Origin of the sequence: Methyloglobulus sp. (assembly GCF_040079455.1) — a bacterium.
GTDB lineage: Bacteria > Pseudomonadota > Gammaproteobacteria > Methylococcales > Methylomonadaceae > Methyloglobulus.
In genome coordinates this window covers 40,873-64,724 of sequence record NZ_JBEBKJ010000004.1, presented here as the reverse complement: position 1 = coordinate 64,724, position 23,852 = coordinate 40,873, and the positions used below count along the sequence as shown (strand labels likewise).

The 23,852-nt window shown below is 45.6% G+C and carries 22 protein-coding genes; 7 read left to right on the top strand and 15 right to left on the bottom strand.

Features of this window, described 5'->3' with window-relative positions:
- Positions 1-55: 55 nt before the first annotated feature.
- On the bottom strand, positions 56-538 hold the full coding sequence (locus tag ABL924_RS01995; protein WP_349025387.1) for an FKBP-type peptidyl-prolyl cis-trans isomerase: 483 nt from the start codon (positions 536-538) through the stop codon (positions 56-58).
- Positions 539-844: 306 nt separating this feature from the next.
- On the opposite strand from ABL924_RS01995, the gene ABL924_RS01990 reads away from it, so the two are divergent.
- Complete coding sequence (locus tag ABL924_RS01990) at positions 845-2,317, top strand: oligosaccharide flippase family protein (protein WP_349025386.1); 1,473 nt, start codon at positions 845-847, stop codon at positions 2,315-2,317.
- A gap of 477 nt (positions 2,318-2,794) precedes the next feature.
- Here ABL924_RS01990 and ABL924_RS01985 read toward each other — a convergent pair whose 3' ends face one another.
- The 4 genes from ABL924_RS01985 to nagZ form a co-directional block, all read right to left on the bottom strand.
- A complete protein-coding gene (locus ABL924_RS01985; protein WP_349025385.1) occupies positions 2,795-3,646 on the bottom strand; it encodes an MOSC domain-containing protein in 852 nt (283 codons plus the stop codon).
- 265 nt (positions 3,647-3,911) lie between these two features.
- Positions 3,912-4,652 (bottom strand): S-methyl-5'-thioinosine phosphorylase, encoded by a 741-nt coding sequence (locus tag ABL924_RS01980; protein ID WP_349025384.1) that lies wholly within the window; start codon positions 4,650-4,652, stop codon positions 3,912-3,914.
- Positions 4,649-5,197 carry a hypoxanthine-guanine phosphoribosyltransferase gene (locus ABL924_RS01975; RefSeq protein WP_349025383.1) on the bottom strand — a complete coding sequence of 183 codons (549 nt, stop codon included), beginning with the start codon at positions 5,195-5,197 and terminating at the stop codon, positions 4,649-4,651. Before ABL924_RS01975 ends, ABL924_RS01980 begins: the two co-directional genes overlap by 4 nt.
- Positions 5,190-6,209: a beta-N-acetylhexosaminidase gene (gene nagZ, locus ABL924_RS01970; protein WP_349025382.1), complete on the bottom strand. Its 1,020-nt coding sequence runs from the start codon at positions 6,207-6,209 to the stop codon at positions 5,190-5,192. Before nagZ ends, ABL924_RS01975 begins: the two co-directional genes overlap by 8 nt.
- Positions 6,210-6,322: 113 nt before the next feature.
- On the opposite strand from nagZ, the gene ABL924_RS01965 reads away from it, so the two are divergent.
- A complete protein-coding gene (locus ABL924_RS01965) occupies positions 6,323-7,204 on the top strand; it encodes a fructosamine kinase family protein (RefSeq protein ID WP_349025381.1) in 882 nt (293 codons plus the stop codon).
- Positions 7,205-7,479: 275 nt separating this feature from the next.
- Here the strand turns inward: ABL924_RS01965 and mscL are convergent, their stop codons facing one another.
- Positions 7,480-7,887 carry a large-conductance mechanosensitive channel protein MscL gene (gene mscL / locus ABL924_RS01960; protein WP_349025380.1) on the bottom strand — a complete coding sequence of 136 codons (408 nt, stop codon included), beginning with the start codon at positions 7,885-7,887 and terminating at the stop codon, positions 7,480-7,482.
- 246 nt (positions 7,888-8,133) lie between these two features.
- Here mscL and phoB point away from each other — a divergent pair, with 246 nt between their 5' ends.
- Both phoB and phoR read left to right on the top strand, forming a co-directional pair.
- On the top strand, positions 8,134-8,826 hold the full coding sequence (phoB, locus tag ABL924_RS01955) for a phosphate regulon transcriptional regulator PhoB (protein WP_349025379.1): 693 nt from the start codon (positions 8,134-8,136) through the stop codon (positions 8,824-8,826).
- A gap of 9 nt (positions 8,827-8,835) precedes the next feature.
- Positions 8,836-10,110 carry a phosphate regulon sensor histidine kinase PhoR gene (gene phoR, locus ABL924_RS01950; protein ID WP_349025378.1) on the top strand — a complete coding sequence of 425 codons (1,275 nt, stop codon included), beginning with the start codon at positions 8,836-8,838 and terminating at the stop codon, positions 10,108-10,110.
- A 13-nt stretch (positions 10,111-10,123) separates the two neighbouring features.
- Here the strand turns inward: phoR and ABL924_RS01945 are convergent, their stop codons facing one another.
- The 4 genes from ABL924_RS01945 to ABL924_RS01930 form a co-directional block, all read right to left on the bottom strand.
- Positions 10,124-11,023, bottom strand: a complete 900-nt coding sequence (locus ABL924_RS01945) for a DmsC/YnfH family molybdoenzyme membrane anchor subunit (RefSeq protein ID WP_349025377.1) — start codon at positions 11,021-11,023, stop codon at positions 10,124-10,126.
- Positions 11,024-11,234: 211 nt separating this feature from the next.
- Positions 11,235-11,882 (bottom strand): hypothetical protein, encoded by a 648-nt coding sequence (locus ABL924_RS01940; RefSeq protein ID WP_349025376.1) that lies wholly within the window; start codon positions 11,880-11,882, stop codon positions 11,235-11,237.
- 3 nt (positions 11,883-11,885) lie between these two features.
- Positions 11,886-12,056 carry a hypothetical protein gene (locus tag ABL924_RS01935; RefSeq protein WP_349025375.1) on the bottom strand — a complete coding sequence of 57 codons (171 nt, stop codon included), beginning with the start codon at positions 12,054-12,056 and terminating at the stop codon, positions 11,886-11,888.
- A 272-nt stretch (positions 12,057-12,328) separates the two neighbouring features.
- A complete protein-coding gene (locus tag ABL924_RS01930) occupies positions 12,329-13,222 on the bottom strand; it encodes a LysR substrate-binding domain-containing protein (protein WP_349025374.1) in 894 nt (297 codons plus the stop codon).
- A 117-nt stretch (positions 13,223-13,339) separates the two neighbouring features.
- Here ABL924_RS01930 and ABL924_RS01925 point away from each other — a divergent pair, with 117 nt between their 5' ends.
- The 3 genes from ABL924_RS01925 to ABL924_RS01915 are packed head-to-tail and all read left to right on the top strand — an operon-like array spanning position 13,340 to position 15,291.
- Positions 13,340-13,801, top strand: a complete 462-nt coding sequence (locus ABL924_RS01925) for a DoxX family protein (RefSeq protein ID WP_349025373.1) — start codon at positions 13,340-13,342, stop codon at positions 13,799-13,801.
- Positions 13,794-14,651 carry a pirin family protein gene (locus ABL924_RS01920; RefSeq protein WP_349025372.1) on the top strand — a complete coding sequence of 286 codons (858 nt, stop codon included), beginning with the start codon at positions 13,794-13,796 and terminating at the stop codon, positions 14,649-14,651. Before ABL924_RS01925 ends, ABL924_RS01920 begins: the two co-directional genes overlap by 8 nt.
- A gap of 37 nt (positions 14,652-14,688) precedes the next feature.
- Complete coding sequence (locus ABL924_RS01915; protein WP_349025371.1) at positions 14,689-15,291, top strand: nitroreductase family protein; 603 nt, start codon at positions 14,689-14,691, stop codon at positions 15,289-15,291.
- A 154-nt stretch (positions 15,292-15,445) separates the two neighbouring features.
- On the opposite strand, the gene ABL924_RS01910 is transcribed toward ABL924_RS01915, so the two are convergent.
- The 5 genes from ABL924_RS01910 to nirB all read right to left on the bottom strand — a co-directional run bounded on the left by ABL924_RS01910 (position 15,446) and on the right by nirB (position 23,724).
- Positions 15,446-17,356, bottom strand: a complete 1,911-nt coding sequence (locus tag ABL924_RS01910) for a DmsC/YnfH family molybdoenzyme membrane anchor subunit (protein ID WP_349025370.1) — start codon at positions 17,354-17,356, stop codon at positions 15,446-15,448.
- A 173-nt stretch (positions 17,357-17,529) separates the two neighbouring features.
- Entirely contained in the window at positions 17,530-19,686 is a 2,157-nt protein-coding gene (locus ABL924_RS01905; protein WP_349025369.1) for a nitrate reductase, read from the bottom strand.
- Positions 19,687-19,883: 197 nt separating this feature from the next.
- Entirely contained in the window at positions 19,884-20,801 is a 918-nt protein-coding gene (locus tag ABL924_RS01900; protein ID WP_349025368.1) for a PhzF family phenazine biosynthesis protein, read from the bottom strand.
- Positions 20,798-21,187 (bottom strand): nitrite reductase small subunit NirD, encoded by a 390-nt coding sequence (gene nirD / locus ABL924_RS01895; RefSeq protein WP_349025367.1) that lies wholly within the window; start codon positions 21,185-21,187, stop codon positions 20,798-20,800. The genes ABL924_RS01900 and nirD overlap by 4 nt, the downstream gene beginning before the upstream one ends.
- On the bottom strand, positions 21,187-23,724 hold the full coding sequence (nirB, locus tag ABL924_RS01890) for a nitrite reductase large subunit NirB (RefSeq protein WP_349025366.1): 2,538 nt from the start codon (positions 23,722-23,724) through the stop codon (positions 21,187-21,189). Before nirB ends, nirD begins: the two co-directional genes overlap by 1 nt.
- Between the last annotated feature and the right edge of the window lie 128 nt (positions 23,725-23,852).

Below are 23,852 nucleotides of genomic sequence, written 5' to 3'. Positions count from 1 at the left end.
AGCAAGGCTTTAACAGTTGATTATGAATGGAATGATCTTTGTTAAGCTAAAGCTATTAGTTGATTTTGATCAGTTCGACTTCAAAAATCAGCGTTTCATTAGGACCAATAGAACCGCCCGCACCATTTTCACCATAAGCTAAGTTAGAAGGGATGAAAAAACGGTATTTGGCACCTTCGGTCATCAGTTGGACACCTTCAGTCCAGCCAGGGATAACACCATTTAAAGGGAAGGAAGTTGGTTCACCTCGGCTGTATGAGCTGTCAAATTCCTTGCCATCCAAAGAAGTGCCTTTGTAATGCACGGTAACGTTACTACTTGCAGAGGGTTTTGTTGCCCCTTTGCCTTCTGTTAACACTTCATATTGCAATCCACTTGCCGTTGCTTTTATATTAGGTTTTTGGGCATTGGCTACAAGAAATGCCTCGCCAGCGACTTTATTTTCTTCGGGAGTGCCTGCATTAGCGAGTGAAAACATGGTAAATCCTATGGCGATTGCAAAAAGGGCTGAAAGGAGTTGGGTATGAATTTTTCGCACGTTATTGACCTCATATTAACAAAATGAAAAGCACATTATAAACGTCTACGCTTGTTGCAAAAGTCTTTATTTGACGATGGTGCGAGGAAAGCTTAACTGCTGCCAAACTTAGCCCAAGTATTGGTGAATAAATCAGGCAGTTGGCTATGCAGTCATGTAAAATTGCAAAGCCACTAAGCCCAAGCTTATGGGCGTAAATATGTTTCGTATTGTTTTTTTGAGCCTCAAATTCCTTCTAATGTGGGCAAAATAAAGATCTTTAAGAAGTCACGATAGCATTGCCACCTTTAAGACACAACTAAGTACATGGGTATTATAAGAAAACTCGCCTCCCAAACGGCTATCTACGGACTTAGCAGCATTTTCGGGCGTTTCCTCAACTACCTGCTCGTACCTCTTTATACTTATTATTTCTCTGCGGCAGAATACGGGGTGGTGGCGGAGTTCTACGCTTACGCAGGATTTTTTTCGGTGGTGCTGCTATTCGGGTTTGATACCGGTTATTTTCGTTTTCGCGACAAAGAAAACACCGAAAAAGATAAGGCTTATGCCACGGCCTTATGGTTTATTCTGCTAATAAACTTAGGTTTTTTTGCCCTTATCCTTTGGATAAATCCTTGGTTGTCCAACCTTCTAAGTTATTCGGCTCATCCCGAATATGTGCTTTGCTTTAGCTTAATCCTTATCCTGGATGCTGTCTCATCCATACCGTTTGCGCGTTTACGTGCAGAAGATAAAGCCTTTTCATTCGCTGGCATTAAAATCGCTGAAATACTGATAACGGTGGGTTTAAGCCTGTTTTTCATCAAATATTGCCCGAAACTCTATGCTGATAAAACCTATCCCTTAATTACCGAATTTTACGACCCAGCCTTAGGTGTGGGTTATATTTTTATCGCAAATTTGATAGCCAGCGTATTTAAGTTTTTTTTGCTGATTCCGCTTTTTCTGGGCTTAGGCTGGGGCTTCGACAAAAAGTTATTTGGATGTATGCTCAAATATTCCCTGCCGATGGTGATAATCGGTTTTGCTGGCATCATTAACGAGATGCTGGATCGCGTTCTTCTCAAGCAATTGCTGCCTTATGATTTGGCGACCAATATGAAAATGCTGGGCATTTATGGCGCTTGTTATAAGCTTTCTATCTTGATGTCCTTGTTTATTCAGGCTTTTCGCTTTGCTGCCGAACCATTTTTCTTTTCTTATTCACAAAATAGTGATGCCCGAACCATCTACGCAAAAGTGCTGCGGTTTTTTGTGATTTTTTGTGTATTTATCTTTTTGCTAGTCACCTTATTCATTGATTTCTTTAAATACTTTGTCGGGCCAGAGTTTCGGGTTGGCCTGGATGTCGTACCCGTTTTATTGCTGGCTAATTTGTGTTTAGGCATTTACGTAAACCTATCTATCTGGTACAAACTGACCGACCGTACCTTAATTGGGGCTTTTGTTTCCCTTTGTGCCGCTGCCCTCACTATCGTCCTAAATATCTGGTGGATTCCCGTCTACGGCTATATGGGCTCTGCCTGGGCGCACCTTATCGGTTATGGGGGTATGGCGGTAGTGTCTTATTTATTGGGGCGGATTTATTATCCAGTCGATTATGATGTACTAAGGATTTTGGCTTATATAGCCTTAGGTTTGGGGCTTTACCAAGCTAAGTTACAATTACAGCCGATTATTTTCTGGCAACCTGGGTTGCTGGCGGGGGCTTTATTAATGCTTTATTTGTTGGTTGCTACGCTTTTTGAAAGAAGGCAGTTAATGGTTGGAGGATAAAGTATTGGTAGTTAGTGTTACGTAATTAGCGCGGAACGGGTTTTTCAACCCCGCTCCCAACGTTTTTGAAAAGCCAACGTCACGGTTGGTTACGATTATAAGAACGGCTTCAGGGTCACCAACTCAGAAAGTCGGAACTCACTGGGTTGTGATTAAGAGACAGGTAACATACCGCGTTCGGCTGTGAGGATTTTTGCAACACAATTATAAGCAACCCGTAGGGGTAGGGCAGTAGTAAAGCCCATCAAAAAACGGTGGCAAGGTCTTTAACGATAATAATACCAATCCCAATTACCTTCTCCAAAGGGAGAAGGCCGGGATGAGGAGGGGATTTATATAACAACTTTTTGGTATTGGTATAATTAGGTCTGGGTTGAAAGGACACTCCGTTTTGGCATGGCATGATGGATTTCGCTACCGCTCTATGCGTCGGCGTTGCCCTGCATTCATGCAGTCGTATCGATCTTATTTTCAATATCAACCTTCTATGATGATAGCATCTCCCCGCTTAACCCAACCAGAAGTCAACACCCGCGCATACACACCCACACTAGGCAATTCCTTACCCGCAAACGGTACCATTGGTTTATTTTTGGCAATGCCGTTTTTGAAGATGTTGTTGTCTTGGGGTAAGTCGCCTTGCGCTAAAGTAGGCATTACACAGCGAGGGCAGGGGTCGGTGATTTGCAAGCGTAAGTTGCTACCGATTTTGATAGTTTTGCCCACCCAATCATTTTCCACGAAACCTTCCAAGCCAGCGGTGTCGATCATGATGTTAGGTCGAAAGCGTCTAACTTCAAAGCGGCCTTCGGGGTAGTGATGCTGCATGGCTTCCATGGAACTGGTAGTAAGTAGGTGCAAAGCGGCATAGTCGAAAAATGTTCCCTGCGGTGCATCACCCGCTACTGCTTCGTTTGAAACTTCGTTAGCTTCGCCTTCAAATTCAGGCCAAAATTGTTCCAGCTTGGCATCTTTGGGAGATTGGGTTTGCAATACCACTTGATGCCCCAAGAATTGCGAGAGCTTTTCGTTGATGTCACGTTGGTCGCTACGCAACACTGTGCCGTCCGGCAGAGTTATCCAGAGCGGTTGCATATTATCTTGTAAAGGCGGGGCGGTAAAAGCAGCTCGGAAAGAGAAAAAATCAGGCCACTTTTTGGGGTTTTTTGCGCTAATGACTTTGCCGGTTTCGACATCGACAAGTGCATAAGCTCGGTCGCCTAAAAGGCCTCCTGCGGTTATTTCTGAGCCATTAAGTTCTTCTCCCATCATGGATTTAACAGGATAACGCCAGAGCGTTGCGACAGTTACAGATGTGTTGTTTGTCATGTGTTTTCCTTTTTTTAATATTATTTGGCGGAACCATTCAAAAAACTATTATCGAATCGAACCGCTCTAACAGTCAACGTTTTAAAAGATTATCCAAAAACTTAAAACCTTTTTTCTCCCTTTAGGCATGAGTATCTATAAAGGTTCTAAGCTCCTTCTACAGAAGGGGAGGGTGTATGCCGACTTCTCAGCTAATTGCTCTTATTAACATAAAAGTTGTGTAAATACTTAATTGTCTGCTGTAGAGAAGTATAAAGATCCCCTTTTATATCATCTCGACAAACGCTTTCAGCAACTCAGCGGTATTCGCCATGCCTTTATGCAGATTTTGTTCGATTTCTGCCATCGTTATCTCACCTTCCGTTTTTCCGGCCGCCCAGTTTGCGACCACAGCCACAGCCACATAATTCATACCTATCTCCTTCGTCAGAGCCGCTTCTGGCATTCCCGTCATACCAACCAAATCGCAGCCATCTTGCTCCATGCGTTTGATTTCCGCCGCTGTTTCTAGTCGTGGACCTTGGGTACAACCATAAGTGCCAATTGGACTAATGGCAATACCTACTTGCTTGGCGGCGTGGATCAGCTTAGAACGCAGCGTCTGGCTGTAAGGGAAGCTAAAATCAATATGTGTGACCGGATCGTTTTCATCCTCAAAAAAAGTGTGCTTACGCCCGTAACTGTAATCAATGATTTGGTCGGGTATGGCAATATGCGCTGGCATCATTTTGGGTGTAATACCGCCAACTGCGGCAACGGCAATAATGTTCTCCACGCCAAGTTGCTTTAACCCCCAAATATTAGCGCAATAATTGATTTTATGTGGGGCAATAGCATGGGGATTGCCATGCCTGGCAAGAAAAATGACTTCTTTCCCATTTAACTCGCCGATGTTGAAATCTGCTGACGGTGCGCCATAAGGCGTGGTAATTTGCTCGTTTTTTATTATTTTTAAATCGGCAAGCTGCGACAAACCTGTGCCACCAATAATGGCTAAACGATTCATTGCCCTGCTTCCTTACAAGCATAAATGCCTGCCGCATTACGTAAATAGCCTTTGTAATCCATACCGTAGCCAAATAAATAACGGTTTTCTATCTGTAAGCCAACAAAATCTGCCTGGATGGGCTTATCATGATCCAGCAGCTTATCGACCAAAGCCGCACAATAGACTGCAATTGCGCCCTGCTCCATGCAGTAATCCCGTATAGCCGCTAAGGTAATGCCTTCATCCAAGATGTCATCAATAATCAGGATAGTTCGGTCTTTTAACGGTGTTCCTGGTTTTAACACCCATTCAATTACGCCACCAGATGTTTGGTTTTGATAGCGGCTGGCATTGATTGCATCTATGTTGAGGGGAAAAGCGAGTCGTGTTAATAACTTACCTGCGGCAACAATGCCGCCATTCAATACGCACAACACAAGCGGATTACTGTTTGCTAACCTCGCATTGATCTCAGTAGCCATGTTATCAAGCGCCGCCTCAACTTGTTCTTCGCTATACAGCAAATCGGCAGTTGCCTGAATGTGTTGAATTTCTTTAAGCATAACTGGAAACGAACTCCCTGATTTGGTTTGAAGCTTGCTGCCACTTTTCGGTACTCAGCAATTGCTCACGGTTAAATTGTGGCTTGCCACACATTTTTGCTAACCGCTGCTCCCTGAGTGGGTTGTTAGAAATAGTCAAGGAATCAAGCACTTGTTCGGCTGCAGAGGGATTATTGCACACTAACAACATATCACAACCTGCTTGCTGGGCTAAGCGCGCACGTTCAGGAAAACCTCCCGCAGATGCCGCGCCTTCCATACTTAAGTCATCACTAAAAACTACGCCATTAAAGCCTAATTCCTTACGTAATATTCGCTGTATCCAAAATGGCGAGAATCCGGCTGGATTAGGATCAATATTTTTATAGACTACGTGAGCGGGCATGATTGCTTCCAAACCTTCATCAATCAGCGTTTTAAAAGGCAACAAGTCCTTGGCACGAATACTGTCTAAATCCCGCTCATCAACGGGCAGAGCCAGATGCGAATCTACCGCCACTGCACCGTGACCTGGAAAATGCTTGCCCGTCGCCGCCATGCCTGCCGCATTCATGCCTTTCCTGAAGGCACTCGCAAGCGCAGTTGCCAGTATGCTTTCAGTAGAAAAAGATCGGTTGCCGATGACATCGCTGATACCGCAATCAATGTCCAATACAGGCGCAAAGCTGAAATCAACGCCCACTGCCAGCAGTTCTGCCGCCATCAGCCATCCCGCGGTTTCTGCCAATTCTGGGCTATCAGCATAGCAACAGGCAGGTGGCAAGCGAGTAAAACCATTCTGAAACCGTTGCACTCTACCGCCTTCCTGGTCTACAGCTATCAAAATCTGGCCGCTCCGCGCTTTACGGATACTGCTGATAAGCTGGGCGATCTGCTCAGGATCCTGGTAATTACGAGCAAATAGAATAACCGCACCGGTATTGGGATGGTTAATCACTTCTTTTTCATGTTCGGTGAGCGCTAATCCAGCCACATCCAACATAATCGGGCCGATGGGATAGTCAGTAGTCATGGTTTTATTAGGTTTGGATATTGTTGCTTATTGCGATATTAATGGTGGCGTTATACTAATGTATCTGCTGTTTGATTGCAGCTAAAAGATAGTTTGTAATAAGGTTTTGCATTATGACTTGGCAAAAAATTGTAGAGCAAATCGAAAGTTCTAAGGAATCAAAGTTTACATTGGTTAACGCCCGACCCCTTGCAGGTGGTGACATCAATTCAGCTTATTGCTTGCAAGGCACGGACAAATCTTATTTCGTTAAGCTAAACCACGCTGACACTCTTGCTATGTTTGCTGCCGAGGCAGCGGGGTTAAAAGAACTTGCCGCAAGTCGTACTGTGCGGATTCCTTCACCGGTGATATATGGTACAGCCGCTGAACGGGCTTTTTTGGTGCTGGAATACATAGAATTCGGGGCAGCCAGCAAAACCTCTGATCGCTTGTTCGGGCAACAACTGGCTTTGCTGCACCAGCAACGCCAACCATATTTCGGATGGTATAGAGACAATACCATCGGCAGTACACCCCAACCCAATACACGCAACGACAGTTGGATTGAATTCTGGTGTACTCAACGCTTGCAACACCAACTACAGTTAGCAGCGGCAAAGGGCTACGGTGGACACTTACAGACAAGGGGAGAGCAGCTTTGCGACAATGTTGCTCTATTTTTCGACGGCTACCAACCACACCCTTCTTTAGTGCATGGGGACTTATGGGGCGGAAATGCGGCGATAGATAAGCGAGGCAATCCGGTCATGTTCGATCCGGCTTGCTACTACGGCGACCGAGAAACTGATATCGCCATGACTGAACTATTTGGTGGCTTTAGCCAGGATTTTCATGCAGTTTATCAAGCTATTTGTCCCTTAGATCAAGGCTATGCCACAAGAAAAAATCTTTACAATCTCTATCACGTTCTCAATCATATCAACTTGTTCGGCAGTGGTTATCTAAGACAAGCTGAGAGCATGATTGCTAAACTTCTGAGTGAAATCAATTAAGGGTATCTCTAAAAATCCCCGACACCCTCGCTACGCTCTCCCTTTGGGAGAGGGCTAGGGTGAGGGTTGTAAATGCTTGCTTTTAAATCCCTCATCCCAACCTTCTCGGCAATAGCTCCTGCATTGCCTACTACCTACATCCATGTAGGCATCCCAGGGAGAAGACGTTTTTTGACGACTTATAAACTCTTGGAAGATTGAAGCGGAAACTCCAGCCGGATATTTAAAAGCTGGAGTTTCCATAGTTCATTTGAAGAAAAGCGATAACGAGGAGTTTAGTTTTTAGACTTTAGAATATCTCTGATTTCAGTCAGTAATAATTCTTCTTTGGTTGGTGCGGGTGGTGCTTCTGGAGCTGCAACTTCTGCTTTTTTTAGCTTATTCATCAACTTGATAGCCATAAAAATAGCAAATGCAACTATTGTAAAATCAACAATTGTTTGGAGGAAGTTACCGTAATTCAACATGACTGCTGGCGTTTTCTCATCGACAGCATCTTTCAATACCACCCCAAGCTTGGTGAAATCAACACCGCCCATTAGTACGCCGATCGGAGGCATGATGACATCAGCGACCAAAGACGAAACTATTTTGCCAAAGGCACCGCCGATAATGACACCGACAGCCAAATCGACCACATTGCCTTTCATGGCAAATTCTTTAAACTCTTGTAACATACTCATAATTAAATTCCCTCATTCTCATGATAAAAAGGTTTACTATCGCTGGATACAGCATTTACGTGAATTGAATACCGCTTTATTCACCTAACGCACCAGTCTAATTATCGAATGAATACGTTGAAAAGTATAGTTTTTTGGTGATTGTTGGTTGCCGAGTTTAATATTTAGGCTCTTATCTTTCAGGTTGTCATAATTTCGTCACACTCAAGCGGCTAAAATACTTCGTCTAAACGCCATCAATTATTTATGACCAAAATTAATATTCTTATTGTTGAAGACGAACCTGCTATCCGAGGAATGTTGATGATAGTGCTTGAACAAGCGGGTTTTTATCCCATAGCAGCGGCAGAAATTGATGCTGCACAAAAAATTCTGGCAGACAGCATTCCTGATCTTATTCTGTTGGACTGGATGTTACCCGGTGTTAGTGGGGTGGAATGGGCTAGGCGGTTGAAAAAAGACCCCAGCTTCCGTGAGTTACCTATCATCTTGCTGACTGCCAGGGGCGAAGAAGAAGATAAGGTCAGAGGCCTTGAGATAGGCGCTGATGACTACCTGACCAAACCCTTTTCCCCCAAAGAACTGGTCGCAAGAATACGCGCCGTATTACGCAGAACCGGCAAATTACATGGCTTATCACAAATTACCTTAGGTGAGCTCATTCTTGACACCGAACAACACCGGTTAAGCATTGGTGAAAAACAGTTAGATGTGAGTCCTACCGAATTCCGCTTAATGCAGTTTTTTATGACCCACCCCGATAAGGTGTTCAGCCGTACCCAATTGCTCGACCAGGTATGGGGGCGTAGCGTGTATATTGAAGAACGTACCGTCGATGTCCACATCCGCCGCTTACGCAAAATTCTCGGCGATTATGGTAAGGAAGACATGGTACAAACAGTCCGCGGCTTCGGTTACCGGTTTTCATTGCTAGACTAACTAACCCAAATGGCTGCTTGGAAAAAAGAACTTGGCTGGGTACTCCTGCTGTTGCTGGGCGTAGTTGTAATTGGCAACTTAACTGGATTGTTTATCCCCTTATTATTTTTATTAATAGTCGGAATGTTAGTTTGGCAAATCATCCAGATTAACCGCTTTGAACGCTGGATAAGTAACGGTGGTCGTGGCAAATACCCCAAGGCAAAAGGTATTTGGGAAGATATTTATTATCATGTCTACCAGATTAAAAAAAGCGAAAAAAAACGTAAAAAAAAATTAGGCAAAATCATCGACCAGTTCAGAAAATCAACGGATGCGCTGCCTGATGCCGCCGTTGTATTAGGCAAGGAAGATGAAATAGAGTGGGCGAACACCGCCGCAAAAAACGTACTGGGTTTGCAATCGTCAGACCGTGGGCAGCGCATCCCTAACCTTATCCGTTTTCCCATTTTTGTCCGTTACCTTAAGTCCAGTAACTTCAACGAAACCATCATCATGCCCTCTCCGACTAACAGCCATATCACCCTGGCGGTGCGAGTCGTCAGCTATGGCGCTGGCTTGCGCCTGTTGTTAGCGCAGGATGTGACGCAGCTGCGGAAAATGGAGCAGATGCGGAAAGATTTTGTTGCCAATGTCTCCCACGAGTTAAGGACACCGTTGACAGTGTTGAAAGGCTACTTGGAAACATTGCAGGAATTGGACGAGCCGTTACCGCCATTACTGACGCATTCGTTCCAGCAAATGCACGAGCAGACTGAGCGGATGCAATATTTAGTTGATGACTTACTGCTATTGTCTAACCTGGAAACGCAACCCAAGAAAACCCATTGTGTTGACATCCCCACACTATTAGGGAAGATTTGCAAAGAAAGCGAAAATCTTCATAACAGTGCAGGGCGTATCGAATTAAGTCTGGAAACGTCCGCCCACATTTACGGTGATGAACAGGAGTTGCGTAGTGCATTTTCCAACCTACTCGGCAATGCCCTGAAATATTCGTCCAAAGAATCCTCCGTCAAAGTACGCTGGTTTCAAATTAAGGAAAGCCTGGTATTGGACGTAGTGGATAAAGGCGAAGGCATTAGCGAGGCCGAAATCCCCAGGATTACCGAACGGTTTTACCGCATTGATGTGCGACGTTCCAATAAAGTGGCGGGTACCGGATTAGGTCTAGCCATCGTCAAACACGTACTGCTGCGGCATGATGCTCGGCTTGTCATTACCAGCGAACTTTATAAAGGCAGTACGTTTAGCTGTGTATTTCCCTTGGACAGGAAATGTTAAAAATTTCTCCAGTCTATTTCCCGAATATCCACTTGATATGGTTAATCATATCGCCAATCGAATTCTCCTTGACCGTCTTGATTAACTCATCAACCTTGAACTGATGATGCCGTTCATAAACCACGCCATGTTGGGGTGCATCGGCCAAGCCGGTTGCCCTCGCATGTTCGACAAAACCTTTGTTCTTCCAGAAAAATGCGCCGGGCATGGTGGTCGGGATGACCAGGACGAAGAATAAGGAACGTCCAAATGCTGCCATGACGAGCATGGTTATGACTAATATTAATCCCAATATAGTGCCAGCAGCACTTGATAAATCTGTCATTGCTAAGGTAACGGCTAATGCTAGATTAAACCCTAGCAGACAGTTACGAAGGATGTAGGATTTTCCATACTCAGTGACTTGTTGGTAATATGACGCTGAACCTTCATGTTCTGCCCCATGCATAGCACGGGCGTGGGCAATATGGCCTATGCCTTCAACAGACAAGCCTATGACCATGATAGCAGCGAGCAGTTGTAATAATGGCTGTGTTCCAGCAGATGCCAATGGCAGAATACATACACTGACAGCCGCAACCAACAATGCGCCAAAACTGAGCATCGTGCCAAAAAATGCACTTCCTGTTTGCCAATGATTCCAGAACGGTCTGGCAGGGATACGATACAGCTTGTACATATAAAATAAGCCTATAGCACCACTCAGCACCCCAATAAGGGCGAAGATATTGGCAATCAAATTTAGTATGGGATTATCAAAAAGTCCGAACACTGCGTAACCTAACAGCCCGGTGTAAAACATCGACACTCCGGCAATTTCACGGCTAACAGGCGATAACCTCAGGTTATTAAAGCCACGATAAAAACGGTGTGGTTTACCCAAGTGCATGTTCTCCTGAGCCGGACGGGGCATGTTGCCCCGTTGGTAGGTTTCAACATGGTTCAACAACGAAATCGTCGGCAAAACGTGAGTAACGGGGTTGCAAACCCCGTCACGCATTAGCGCCAATTTTTTATTCCGCCTTACGTTTTGGGGAGGCCAGGTTCGGGCGATTACGCCTCGCAAATCGTCCCTACGACCCTATTGCGCCTTACGGGTTACAACCCGCCGTACGGTCGTAATTTTAAGACCAGCCAAGTTTTTTATAATGTTTTCTTAATGTTCTTTTCTGATTGTTATAGGTTTTTTTTTCGAGTTGCGATGGATTTAGAATAAAACGATAAATACCTAACCTAGAGTCAATTTCGTCCAAATTCCACGGATCGGACAAATTATCAAAAACGAATTTTGGTAATCGAAGCATATTGCACCTGTCTTCTTCAGTTAGCAATTCTATAGATCTCGTCAAAGCTACAGATTCATCAAGCAAGAGATTCCAAAAACTGACAAAATTCTCAGTTCGCTCAGTTTCATTCATACTATTTACATTTTCAAAAGCCTCGCGATAACTCCTACCAAAGCTAGTAATGCTGTATTTCAATGCCAGATAGCGCAGTAAAATTTCTCTGCCTTTATTTTGCCATTCATAAGGGTTGCCTAGTTTTGATAAATCATCTGGTAATTTTTCAAGGCATCGTGAAACTAATTTTTTTTCAAGGTTTTTCTTGTCTTCATCGAAAATCCTGAACCCACCTCTCACAACTTCATCAGTATCTTTCCTCATGATACGTATTTTTCCCATCCATTTTCCAGCATCTGAATTAAATGAGATAATGGAAAAAATACGGTAGTAATCTGACTCAAAACTTTTTATTATTTTTTTCAGCGACATAACTTAAAGGCAATTGGGTGTTTTGCATTCATCTTCAAACCACTTTAGCTTAGCCTCAATAATTTCTATCCTGGTCTTATGACCAGAAGCACCGGAATTAACTTTCTCATTACCGCCCCCATAGTCCTTATAAGCGGTCTCCAATTCATATAGCTTAGCCTGTAGTTCAGGCACTGCCCAACTAGCGTCTTCACATTTTGCATCTAAAAGCTCTTGTTCGTCTGGATGAACAGGCTCAGAACAATAGGTGGTTAATGCACAAAACCAGATGCTAATACTTAAGCAAAATCTATCGCTTTTTATTCTCCGCCTGGTTCAGGAATATTGCCATCAGCAAAACATTTGGAAGTTTAAAACCCCGCCCCGCGTGGAAGGATAATTTTAGCGCGTTGGTTATTGCCATTCATTAAAAAGCATTCATATAGGAGGATTTATATCTTTAATTCCTAAATGAAGTCGTAACCAGATAGCTTATCAATAAACCAGCGTAAGACTTTCCCGTTATTTGTCGGTTTCCAAGCTATGTTGATAGCTTCTATGGGTATCTTGTTTTCCACTTGCAATGCAATGAGTTGGCCTCGTTCAAGCTGGACTTGAATCCGGTGTGCTGGCAGAAACCCAACACCTAGCCCCAAACACTGGGCATTTATTTTTTCGGTAATTGACGGTACGCTCAATACCGGACGTTTGCTGAACACACGACGGCTTTGTGAGGCTTGATTCCTGGCCGAATCCCTCACCACGATAAAGCGGTGTTGTTCAATTAATTGCCGGGAAAGCGGCAGTGGTGCGTTAGTCAGCTTATGTCCAGGTGCAACGGCAAAAAGCCATTCAATCTCGCCAATCTTATGATATTTAATGCCTGGACTAGGTAGGGTTTCAGCGCCTGTACCGATGACCAAATCCGCCCGATTATTCACTATAGCTTCTTGTGCGCCACCCAATACTTCTTCATAAATATTGATTTCAATATCCGGCAGTACCTTGTAAAACTCGTTTATCAACGGATAAATGAACTCAAAACTCAGGATGGAGTCGATTGCAATATTGAACACAGGCTCGAAACCGCTATGGGTTTTCTTGGTGGCGACCGCCAGGCGTTCGGTTGCTTCCAGGATTTCTCGGCCTTGCTCAAGCAAGACTTTTCCGGCTTGCGTCAGTACGGCCTTCCGGCCTTCCTTGCGGAACAAGACCACAGCCAGGTCTTGTTCCAGCTTCTGCACGGTATAAGAGATCGCCGAAGGCACTCGGAACAGTTCGTTACCTGCTGCGGCAAAACTGCCTTTCCGGTCTATGGCATCTAGGACTTCCAAGGCATCAAGGGTGATCGGGTATTTCATGACGATTATTGTTCAAATATTTTGAATGTATTAAGCAAAATCTATCGCTTTTTATTCTAACAAGCAACTTTATAATGGCTTTGACGTTTCAATTTATTACACATTTATGAGGTAAGTATGAAAGATTTAATCAATAAAATTCTAATTTCTAATGCTGGTTGGGAAGTTGCTACCTTGCGTGTGCCTATCGGAATTATCCTGGCGGCACACGGTAGCCAAAAATTGTTTGGCTGGTTTGGGGGCTATGGCTTGGAAGGCACTGGGCAATGGATGGCATCGGTAGGCTTAAACCCAGGGTATACAATGGCGTTATTGGCAGGTAGTGCGGAATTTTTTGGTGGCATTGCCCTAATAATAGGTCTATTGACCCGTCCTGCGGCTGCGGTAAGTGCCATCACGATGTTAGTGGCACTGTTTGGGGTGCATTGGGGCAACGGCTTTTTTCTGGAAGCGCACGGCATTGAATACGCGCTGGCTTTGTTGTCAGCGACGGTAACACTGATATTGATGGGTGGTGGACGGTATTCTTTGGACAGCTATCTAGTCAAGAACAATGTCTTGGGGGTTAAAGATGAATAAGCAAAATCGACAACTTGCAACGGTTGTTGCTGGGCAAAATACCTCGGATGGTGCTGGCGTTAAGCTCAAACGCGTCATCAACCCGCAACAACACAAATTTGATCCGTTTATTTTGTTCGATGAGTTTGGCTCGGATGAAGCGGCAGATTATATCGGCGGCTTCCCTGACCACCCGCATCGCGGCTTTGAAACCGTGACTTACATGCTGGCAGGCACCATGCTGCACCGCGACCATCTGGGCAATGAAGGCCATTTACAGAAAGGCGACGTGCAATGGATGACAGCCGCACACGGCATTATCCATTCCGAAATGCCGGAACAGGAAAATGGCTTGCTGCATGGTTTTCAGCTTTGGCTAAACCTGCCTGCCAAGGAGAAAATGAAGCCGCCACATTACCGTGACATTGCGGCTAAGGACATCCCCCATATCACAATAGCAAATGGAGGTTACATTAAGCTGATTGCTGGTGAATATGTTGAGGGAACGGAAAAAATATCGGGAGCAGTATCAGGCGTGACGACACAACCCTTGTATTTCGATGTATTACTAAGTCCTCAGCAAGCGTTGGATATTCCGGTAGACCCAGAACATACGGCTTTAGTCTATGTTTATAAAGGCGAGTTGACGTTTGGATCATCGGATAAAGTTTTAAAGGCTGGACAACTGGGGCAGTTAATTAACGGCGATAACATTCATCTGATAACGCTAGATCAGTCGGCACAATTTCTTATCTTAGCCGCGATGCCATTGAATGAGACAGTTGTGCAATCAGGCCCGTTTGTCATGAACACGACGGCAGAAATTGAACAGGCGTACCGTGACTACCGTGATGGCGTGTTGACCCAATAAATCCATTGTTATCAAACTTAAAGTTAAGGAGATGAATATGCAGCATAAACCAGCAAATACTGGCGTAAAGATACATGAGCTAATCCAGAAACGCTGGAGTCCCAGGGCTTTTGATCCTGACAAACCAGTAAGCCGTGATGACTTACTGGCGCTGCTGGAAGCCGCACGTTGGGCAGCGTCTTGTTTTAATGACCAGCCGTGGCGGTTTGTGGTGTGCGATAAAGCGACGGACGAAGCGGCTTGGCAACAGGCATTCGGGACGCTGGTCGAAAAAAACAGGCAATGGGCCAAGAACGCACCGTTGTTGATATTGTCAGTCGCTATGGGACATTTCAACCACAACGGCAAGCCCAATCGTTGGGCAATGTATGACACCGGAGCCGCCAGTGCCAGCCTGTGCTTGCAGGCAACGGCATTGGGATTATGTGTGCATCAAATGGGCGGCTTTGATGCTGACTTAGCCTACGAAGTTTTTCAGCTTCCTGCCAATTGCCAGCCCATGGCGATGATGGCTGTGGGTTATCAGGCTGATATTGGGCAGCTTGATGACGAATTTAAAAGTGCCGAATTAGCCGAACGGAGGAGGGCAGAATTGAATGAACGGTTTTATGCGGGGCAATGGGGCAAAGGAATCGAGTAAATTGAATGCTGCTTTGATGCTTATCAGATTGATTATTGATTCGCCTGTTGAAAATTTATACCACTCCCATCAGTTCTCATCCCAGCCTTCTCCAGAGGGAGAAGGCTGGGATGAGGGGATTCGTATAGCAACTTATTGGGATTGGTATTATTGCTTATTTCCCAAAAATCCACTTGATATGGTTAATCATATCGCTAATCGAATTCTCCTTGATCGTCTTGATTAACTCATCTACCTTGAATGAATGATGCCGTTCATAAGCCACGCCATGCTGGGGTGCATCGGCTAAACCTGTTGCTCTGGCATGTTCGACAAAGCCTTTGTTCTTCCAGAAAAATGCGCCGGGCATGGTGGTCGGGATGACCAGCACGAAGAATAAGGAACGTCCAAATGCTGCCATGACGAGCATGGTTATGACTAATATTAATCCCAATATAGTGCCAGCAGCACTTGATAAATCTGTCATTGCTAAGGTAACGGCTAATGCTAGATTAAACCCTAGCAGACAGTTACGAAGGATGTAGGATTTTCCATACTCAGTGACTTGTTGGTAATATGACGCTGAACCTTCATGTTCTGCCCCATGCATAGCACGGGCGTGGGCAATATGGCCTATGCCTTCAACAGACAAGCCTATGACCATGATAGCAGCGAGCAGTTGTAATAATGGCTGTGTTCCAGCAGATGCCAATGGCAGAATACATACACTGACAGCCGCAATCAATAAAGCGCCAAAGCTGAGCATCGTCCCAAAAAATGCACTTCCTGTTTGCCAGTGGTTCCAGAATGGTCTGGCAGGAATTCGGTATAACTTATACATGTAATACAAGCCTATTGCACCACTAACGACCCCAACGAAAGCAAAGCTGTTAGCAATGAATTGCATCAGCCCGTTATCAAATAAACCAAAAACGGCATAGCCTAACAACCCAGTGTAAAACATCGAAACACCGGCAATTTCACGGCTAACAGGCGATAACCTCAGATTATTAAAGCCACGATAAAAACGGTGTGGTTTACCCAAGTGCATGTTCAGTTTGAATAAGCCCACGGTACTAACTGCAACTATCACAAAGATTAGCGGGATGAACGCACTGGTATTTTTGAGCATGACGATTGGGGCGACATTGAACCAGCCACCCAATATCAGCAATGCAAAAGCACCCGCTGTAGCCTGTGTACACAGCGTAAAAATAACATGGGCACTTTCGTGGCTGGTCAGCAGTTTACGAAAATTCCAATGCCGTTCCTTACCTTGCTTTTCGTCAACGACCGGTTTGAATTTATCTTGCGCGTCATCACGATGATATTTCAGTGGCATATCGTCGGTACGGGTCATTTCCCGATGTGTGGTACGGGTTTGTTGGAAACGGATATTGGGATGCGTAATATCGGTAGTAGGAAATCCTGGTATTTCAGTTTTCGCTTGGGTGCGATTTTCAGGGATATTTTCGATTACGCCGAAGTCCAGTGCATTACCTAAACAGGCCGCTACACAAGCCGGTTTTAGGTTAACTTCCAGACGATCTACGCACATGTTGCATTTTGATACCTCGCCTTTGACGGGATCAAGTTGGGGCGCATTGTAAGGGCATACCCAAGTGCAATAACCGCAACCAAAACAAATATCAGGGTCTTGCAGCACCGCGCCATATTCGGCAAATTTGGTATAGGCACGGGTAGGGCATCCCGTTAAACAAACCGGATCATCGCAATGGTTACATGCCATTGAAATGTTAATGCGCTGATAATCGGGATAAGTGCCACCTTCGACAAAGCCAACCGAACGAAACGCAATATGCGCTGGCACATCATTTTTTTCGCTACAAGCGGACTCGCAAGCGTGACAACCGATGCAGTTGTCGGCATTGAAATAAAAGCCATGTTGCTTATAACGATCAGGATTTTCACCAATAGCAGCATCACCGTTAATGTTTAGGCTTTTACATCTTAACTCGCTGCTGGCATCGGTCAATTCGATGTTGAGGTTGTAGCGGTTTTTTTCCTTGCTTTCCGTGTTATTCAGAAAAGCGTATTTGGGTTCATCGTCACGTACTTCGAACATAATCAATCCAGTGATGGTTGAGTTAGGGGTTTTATAAGCCCAAATTAAAACCCTCTCCAGAGGGAGAGGGTTGGGTGAGGGGAAATAAGCAAAAGGGTAAGTTTATTTTAACCCCCTCATCTCCCTGATGGAGGTGGAGTAAATGCACGGTTACGTGTAATTTTGACATTCTACTAATAAGTCCGAGATTCCTTGCTTAATTGCGCGGCAAAATCTTGGTCTACGTGTTCAATAGCCACTGCTGATTGTTTAAATGCTGGCTGTCTTGAATGGGGATCCAGTAAGCCCAACGTCAGGCGGTTAACGCAATCAAAAAAATGAAATGGAATAAACACCATATTTTTCGGCACCCGATGCGTCAGCATCACCATGACAACTGCATCGCCACGACGGGAGGTGACGCGCACATAGGATTGGTGTTTTATGCCCAAATCTTCTGCTGCATCTGGACTCATTTCCATGAACGGGATAGGGCTGAATTTGTTATTGTTGCCAATCTTTCCGGTTTTGGTTCGGGTATGCCAATGTTCAACAAGGCGGCCGGAATTAAGCCAGAATGGATATTGCTCATCCGGTACTTCGTTATTGTTGATGAAGGGCAGGGGAATCAATTTTGCCCTGCCATCGGGATAACAATAAGTCGCAGGCTTTGTATATAAGCGTTGCGTACCTTTAGCGTCCTGTGCAGCTTGCGCTTCAGTATAAGGCCATTGAATGCCGCGTTGCTGTTCGATCAAGTCGTGGCTCATGCCGCTTATATCGCACAACCGCCCTTTGCTGAGCTGTTTCATTTCTTCAAAAACGTCTTCTGGTTTTTCCGGAAATTTAATAAGCTTGCCATTATCAAACCGTTTCGCCAGCTCGTTAAAAATCTGCATATCCGATTTGGAATCGGCATAAGGCTGCTTAACCTGACGGGTAAGATTGACGCGACGTTCGGTATTGGTGAACACGCCTTCTTTTTCCGCCCAAATCCCCGCCGGCAGAAAGATATGCGCGTATTGGCTGGTTTCAACATCATAGTAGGCATCTTGTACCACTAAAAATTCGAGTTTTTCCAGCGTCTTTCGGATACGTGGCGTATTCGCCATCGAGGTCATAGGATTGGTAGCAACCAACCACAGGCCTTTAATTTCTCCGGTTTCTATCGCAGGGAAAATATCGGTTTCGGTCAAACCACGTTTCTTGGGGAAAAAATCAGGATCAATACCCCAAAACTTAGCGATTTCTTCACGGTCTTCAGGTTTTTCCAAGGCACGATAACCAGGCAAGCCAGAGCAGGAAGACCACTCGCGCGTCCCCATGGCATTGCATTGTCCGGTAATCGACAAGCTGGTGCCGCCCGCCTTGCCAATATTGCCTGTGACCAAGTTCAGGTTATTGATGCCCACCACGCCATCGGAGCCGTGGGTGCTTTGGTTGATGCCCATCGTCCAGATACTCATAGCCACCCCAGCCTTCGCATAAAGTCTGGCTACTGTGCGAATCGTATCTTCGTCAATACCACAAAGTTTTGCTGCTGTAGTCGGGTCGTAGTTTTCGACTTCCTTGGCTAACTCCTCAAAGCCGTTGGTGTTGGCATTAATATAGTCGCGGTCTTCCAATCCCTCTTTGAGAATGACATGGATTAATGCATTTTGCAGCACCACATCCGTGCCTGGAGTGATCGGCAAATGGATGTCGGCATTTTGTGCAAAGATGGTCACACGAGGATCGACGACGATTAACGGAAATTTGCGCTTTTCCTGTGCCTCTTTCATCCGCCAGTAGATAATCGGATGTTGCTCGGGCAAGTTTGAACCCCACGCGATCAGGCAATCAGTATGTTCAAAGTCTTCATAGCAACCTGGTGGGCCATCAGAACCAAACGAACGCTTATAACCGGATACTGCCGAGGCCATACATAAGGTAGTATTGCCGTCATAGTTATTGGTGCCGATTGCGCCACGTACCAGCTTGCCCAAGGTGTAAAATTCTTCGGTGAGGATTTGGCCGGTGGATACAACGGCGAACGAATCCCGTCCATAGGTAGCCTGAATTCGCTTGATTTCGGATGCGGTTTTATCCAGTGCGGTATCCCAATCCGTAGGAGAATAGGGTTTGTGAATGTAATCGCGGATAAGGGGTTTACTGGCACGACCCGAGGCTTCAAATACTTCATATTCAAAGATACCTTTAAGGCACAATTTGCCACGATTGACATCGGCATCGCCTACCCCTCTGGAAGCGACAGGTTGGCCTTCGGTATTCGTGCCGATTTCAATGGAGCATCCGGTAGAGCAATAGCCACAGGTCGAATAAGTCCAGTTGACCACGCCTTTATCGGCCATCTTAATGGGGTTCTTTATATTTCTTCCAAATAACATATGGCTATAGAAAACTTAAATAATCATATTCATATAGTTCCCATTCTCTTGCGTACCCACAGGGCATAAATGGGAATTCATGTAGCAACGCTCTGGCGTTGCGTGACGCTGGAGCATCACAAGCGGCATTTCCACGTCGATGCGTGGGGACGATGCAAAAATCACTCCGGTAAGTCAATCGTACCTTGAGCAAACAACACGGCTTCACCACCTACCCGCAAAGGTAATTGCTCATGGCCTTTATTATCCATTTCCAGATTGATGACACTCCTGCGGCTGTTAGCATCGCCTCTATCGACTGCAAAAACGTGAGTACCTTTTCGGGTGTGTTCAAAGGAACACAAATACGAAGCAAATGCGGGCATGGCGCTACCGATTGGCGGGTCATCGTAAATACCAATATGCGGGCCTAACAAGCGGGCGTTAAAATCAGAGTCCACAAACGGCGTTTTGGGCGCAAACAGCAAAATTTCCTGTGCGGCGGTTTGCGGCGCGATGGATTGACTCCAGGCGGCGCTGTTAAATTTTGCTTGCCTCACGGTATCGTAATTCCATACGGGTACGATCAAATAGGGGAAACCGCAAGAAACCAGACGCGGTGAGTATTTTTTATGATCCAGCTCGGTTTGCTTGATGCCTAAAAAACTCGCCAGTTCTTCATCGGTCGGCGCAAATCGGTCAACGATTGAAACTACTGTACGGGCAAATTGCACAAACGTAGGTTTACCGTCAACCGCTGTAATATTGACATCAATCGGCCCTATATTTTGTTCGAGAACGATAGGAGTAATTCCGTCCTTTAAAGGGATATCACCGCACAATCCCAAAACGTAAGCCGTCGCAATAATCGGATGCCCTGCAAAATCGACTTCTTTTTTTGGGGAAAAAATCCGCATTTTGCGTAGGGTATCGCTCCGTTCAGGATGAAAGACAAAAACCGTTTCGGACAAGTTCAATTCCCTGGCGAGGAGCTGCATCGTTTTTTCGTTTAAGCCATCAGCATTGGGGAATACGGCTATTTGTGCGCCATTGAACAGTTGAGTGGTGAAAACGTCTGCAATGTAGTAGTCGGCTTTCATGCGCCAGCCTCCTCATTAATATAGCCTTCAGTAGCATCAGCCGTGGTAGTCTGCACTTCAACCCTACCATTAAGGATACGGACTGGATAAACGGGGACGACGGCCTGTTCATCCTCAAGGCATCTCCCCGTCTTCAGGCTGAAATGTTGTTTGTATAACGGTGAGGCCACAACAGGCTCGCCTTTGATATCACCTATCACCCCACGCGACAATACGTTGGCTTTGCCTATCGGATCGTAGTTATGGAGGGCATAAACTGCCTGCTCTTTAGCCATGTAAAAAATCGCCATTTGCTGGCCATCAACCAACGCGCACACACCGGAGTCCGGCTGCAAATCATCCGCACTACAAACATTTTTCCATGCTGCATTTCCTACAGGTGCCATCAAGCAACCTCCATCATTTTGAAATGCTTGCGTTCTTCTTCATCGGCGGGCCGAAGTTGTCCGCGCTCCTCGACAAATACCACGTTATCGTCGGGCTGGTCGCTATTAATAAAGTGGCGGAAGCGTTTTAGTTTGCTTTCATCCTCAATCGTGGTTTTCCATTCGCATTGGTAGGTATCGATGACATAGCTCATTTGTTGCTCTAGTTGTTCACATAAGCCAAGTTTATCCTCAATGACCACGGCTTTCAGATAATCCAGACCACCTTCCATGTTCTCCATCCAAACCGACGTACGTTGGAGACGGGCTGCCGTTCGTACATAAAAAATCAATAACCGGTCAATGTATTTGATCAAAGTCTCTTTATCTAAGCTGGTAGCAAATAAATCCGCATGGCGCGGTTTCATGCCGCCATTGCCGCAGACATATAAATTCCAGCCTGATTCAGTCGCTATAACACCGATGTCTTTACTTTGTGCTTCCGCACATTCGCGGGTGCAACCAGAAACGGCAAACTTGAGCTTATGTGGAGATCGCAAGCCTTTGTAACGATTTTCCAGCTCTATCGCCAAACCTACGCTATCGTCAATACCGTAGCGACACCACGAACTGCCGACACAGGATTTTACGGTACGTAAGGATTTGCCATAAGCGTGGCCGGATTCAAATCCTGCATCGATGAGTTCTTTCCATATATGAGGTAACTGGTCAACCCGCGCACCAAATAAGTCCACCCGTTGACCACCCGTAATCTTGGTATAAAGCTTGTATTTTTTGCCGACTTGACCGAGTGCAATCAGCATGTCAGGGCTGATTTCGCCGCCAGTGATGCGTGGTACGACGGAGTACGTGCCGTCTTTCTGCATATTCGCCAGAAACGTATCGTTGGTGTCCTGCAAGCCTAAATGCTCGTTCGCAAGTACGTATTCGTTCCAGTAAGATGCCAAAATAGAGCCGATGGCAGGTTTGCATATCTCACAACCTCGGCCTTTACCGTGGCTTTCTAATAGCCCGTCGAAGGTCTTGATTTGTTCGACGACGACGAGGTTGTAAAGATCCTGACGGGTATGGGGGAAATGTTCGCAAATGTCGGTGTTGACTTCTATACCGTGTTTCAATAACTCACAATCCATCACCGATTTTAATAATGCTGAACAACCGCCACAGCCGGTAGAAGCCTTGGTTTCTGCTTTCAATGCGCCAATCGACGTACAACCTGCTTCTATCGCTTGGCAGATTGCCCCCTTAGTCACATCGTAGCAGGAGCAGATTTGGGCGGACATCGGAAGTGCATCGGGGCCTAAACCGACGGATTCATCGGAACGCGGGGGTAAAATCAACGCATCAGGATTTTCTGGCAGTTCGATACCGTTTAAGCAGTATTGCAATAAAGTGCCGTAGCCCGAAGCGTCACCGACTAGTACTGCGCCAAGCAATTGCTTTTTATCCTGACTGACCACCAGACGCTTATAGACTTCGCTCGCGCCATTTTGGTAAGTGTAAACCAGCGCTCCTTGCGACTTGGCATGGGCATCACCGATACTGGCAACATCAACGCCCATCAGTTTTAGCTTAGTGCTCATGTCCGCGCCAGTGAAACTCGCGGTTTCAGCCGCAAGATCGGCAACCACGGTACGCGCCATCGCGTAACCTGGTGCAACTAAACCGAAAATCATGCCATTCCAAAGTGCACATTCGCCGATGGCGTAAATAGCAGGATCGGAGGTTTTGCACTGGTTATCAATGACGATGCCTCCGCGTGGGCCAACTTCCAGGCCGCAAGCACGGGCAATGTCATCACGCGGACGAATACCTGCTGAAAATAGAACGATGTCAGTTTCCAGTTCTTCGCCGTCAGCGAAGCACATTTTGTTTACACACTTCTCACCATCGGTAATCAGCGTGGTGTTTTTACCGGTGTGAACCTTTACACCTAAATCTTCGATCTTATGCCTGAGCATCGCACCGCCAGCTTCATCTAACTGCACCGCCATCAGGCGTGGCGCAAATTCGACAACATGAGTCTCCAAGCCTAAGTCTTTAAGCGCATTGGCCGCTTCCAACCCCAACAAACCACCGCCTACTACGACACCAATTTTACTTGACTTAGCCGCAGTTGCCATTGCTTCCAAGTCTTCTATAGTGCGATAAACCAGACAGTTAGGTCTGTCATGGCCTGGCACGGGCGGCACAAAGGGATAAGAACCCGTTGCCAAAACCAAGGTGTCATAGGCAATAGTTACGCCTAAGGCCGAAGTAACAATTTTCTTCTCGCGATCTATGCGGTCGGCCTTGTCGCCTAAATGGATTGTGATATCGTTGCTTGCAAAAAAGTCTTCATCTGCCAAAGCCAGATCGGCTGCCGTTTTACCTGAAAAAAATGCTGACAGGTGAACGCGATCATAAGCTGGCCGAGGTTCTTCGCAAAACGTCGTAACGTGATATCTGTCTTTGCACTGGCTTGCCATTAGGCTGGCTAGGAAATTTTGGCCCACCATGCCATTGCCGATAACAACCAGTGACTTTTTTGTACTCATGCTTACCTCGCAACCCAATTTATATTTTTTGATTTTATAGAGTAAAAGCAATTTGTATGCCATAAATATAAGCAACTGACATTACTGTTATTTTTTATCGAAAGCACAAAATCGTGCGGGTTTATGCA

Excerpts from the sequence above, each read along its gene's own strand:
- ABL924_RS01900 (WP_349025368.1), bottom strand. The coding sequence starts at position 20,801 with ATGAAAGCCGACTACTACATTGCAGACGTTTTCACCACTCAACTGTTC.
- ABL924_RS01965 (WP_349025381.1), top strand. The coding sequence starts at position 6,323 with ATGACTTGGCAAAAAATTGTAGAGCAAATCGAAAGTTCTAAGGAATCA.
- ABL924_RS01990 (WP_349025386.1), top strand. The coding sequence starts at position 845 with ATGGGTATTATAAGAAAACTCGCCTCCCAAACGGCTATCTACGGACTT.
- nirB (WP_349025366.1), bottom strand. The coding sequence starts at position 23,724 with ATGAGTACAAAAAAGTCACTGGTTGTTATCGGCAATGGCATGGTGGGC.
- phoB (WP_349025379.1), top strand. The coding sequence starts at position 8,134 with ATGACCAAAATTAATATTCTTATTGTTGAAGACGAACCTGCTATCCGA.
- ABL924_RS01920 (WP_349025372.1), top strand. The coding sequence starts at position 13,794 with ATGAATAAGCAAAATCGACAACTTGCAACGGTTGTTGCTGGGCAAAAT.
- ABL924_RS01980 (WP_349025384.1), bottom strand. The coding sequence starts at position 4,652 with ATGAATCGTTTAGCCATTATTGGTGGCACAGGTTTGTCGCAGCTTGCC.
- ABL924_RS01945 (WP_349025377.1), bottom strand. The coding sequence starts at position 11,023 with ATGCCCCGTCCGGCTCAGGAGAACATGCACTTGGGTAAACCACACCGT.
- mscL (WP_349025380.1), bottom strand. The coding sequence starts at position 7,887 with ATGAGTATGTTACAAGAGTTTAAAGAATTTGCCATGAAAGGCAATGTG.
- phoR (WP_349025378.1), top strand. The coding sequence starts at position 8,836 with ATGGCTGCTTGGAAAAAAGAACTTGGCTGGGTACTCCTGCTGTTGCTG.
- ABL924_RS01925 (WP_349025373.1), top strand. The coding sequence starts at position 13,340 with ATGAAAGATTTAATCAATAAAATTCTAATTTCTAATGCTGGTTGGGAA.
- ABL924_RS01930 (WP_349025374.1), bottom strand. The coding sequence starts at position 13,222 with ATGAAATACCCGATCACCCTTGATGCCTTGGAAGTCCTAGATGCCATA.
- nagZ (WP_349025382.1), bottom strand. The coding sequence starts at position 6,209 with ATGACTACTGACTATCCCATCGGCCCGATTATGTTGGATGTGGCTGGA.
- ABL924_RS01915 (WP_349025371.1), top strand. The coding sequence starts at position 14,689 with ATGCAGCATAAACCAGCAAATACTGGCGTAAAGATACATGAGCTAATC.
- ABL924_RS01910 (WP_349025370.1), bottom strand. The coding sequence starts at position 17,356 with ATGTTCGAAGTACGTGACGATGAACCCAAATACGCTTTTCTGAATAAC.
- ABL924_RS01975 (WP_349025383.1), bottom strand. The coding sequence starts at position 5,197 with ATGCTTAAAGAAATTCAACACATTCAGGCAACTGCCGATTTGCTGTAT.
- ABL924_RS01985 (WP_349025385.1), bottom strand. The coding sequence starts at position 3,646 with ATGACAAACAACACATCTGTAACTGTCGCAACGCTCTGGCGTTATCCT.
- ABL924_RS01940 (WP_349025376.1), bottom strand. The coding sequence starts at position 11,882 with ATGTCGCTGAAAAAAATAATAAAAAGTTTTGAGTCAGATTACTACCGT.
- ABL924_RS01905 (WP_349025369.1), bottom strand. The coding sequence starts at position 19,686 with ATGGCCGATAAAGGCGTGGTCAACTGGACTTATTCGACCTGTGGCTAT.
- nirD (WP_349025367.1), bottom strand. The coding sequence starts at position 21,187 with ATGGCACCTGTAGGAAATGCAGCATGGAAAAATGTTTGTAGTGCGGAT.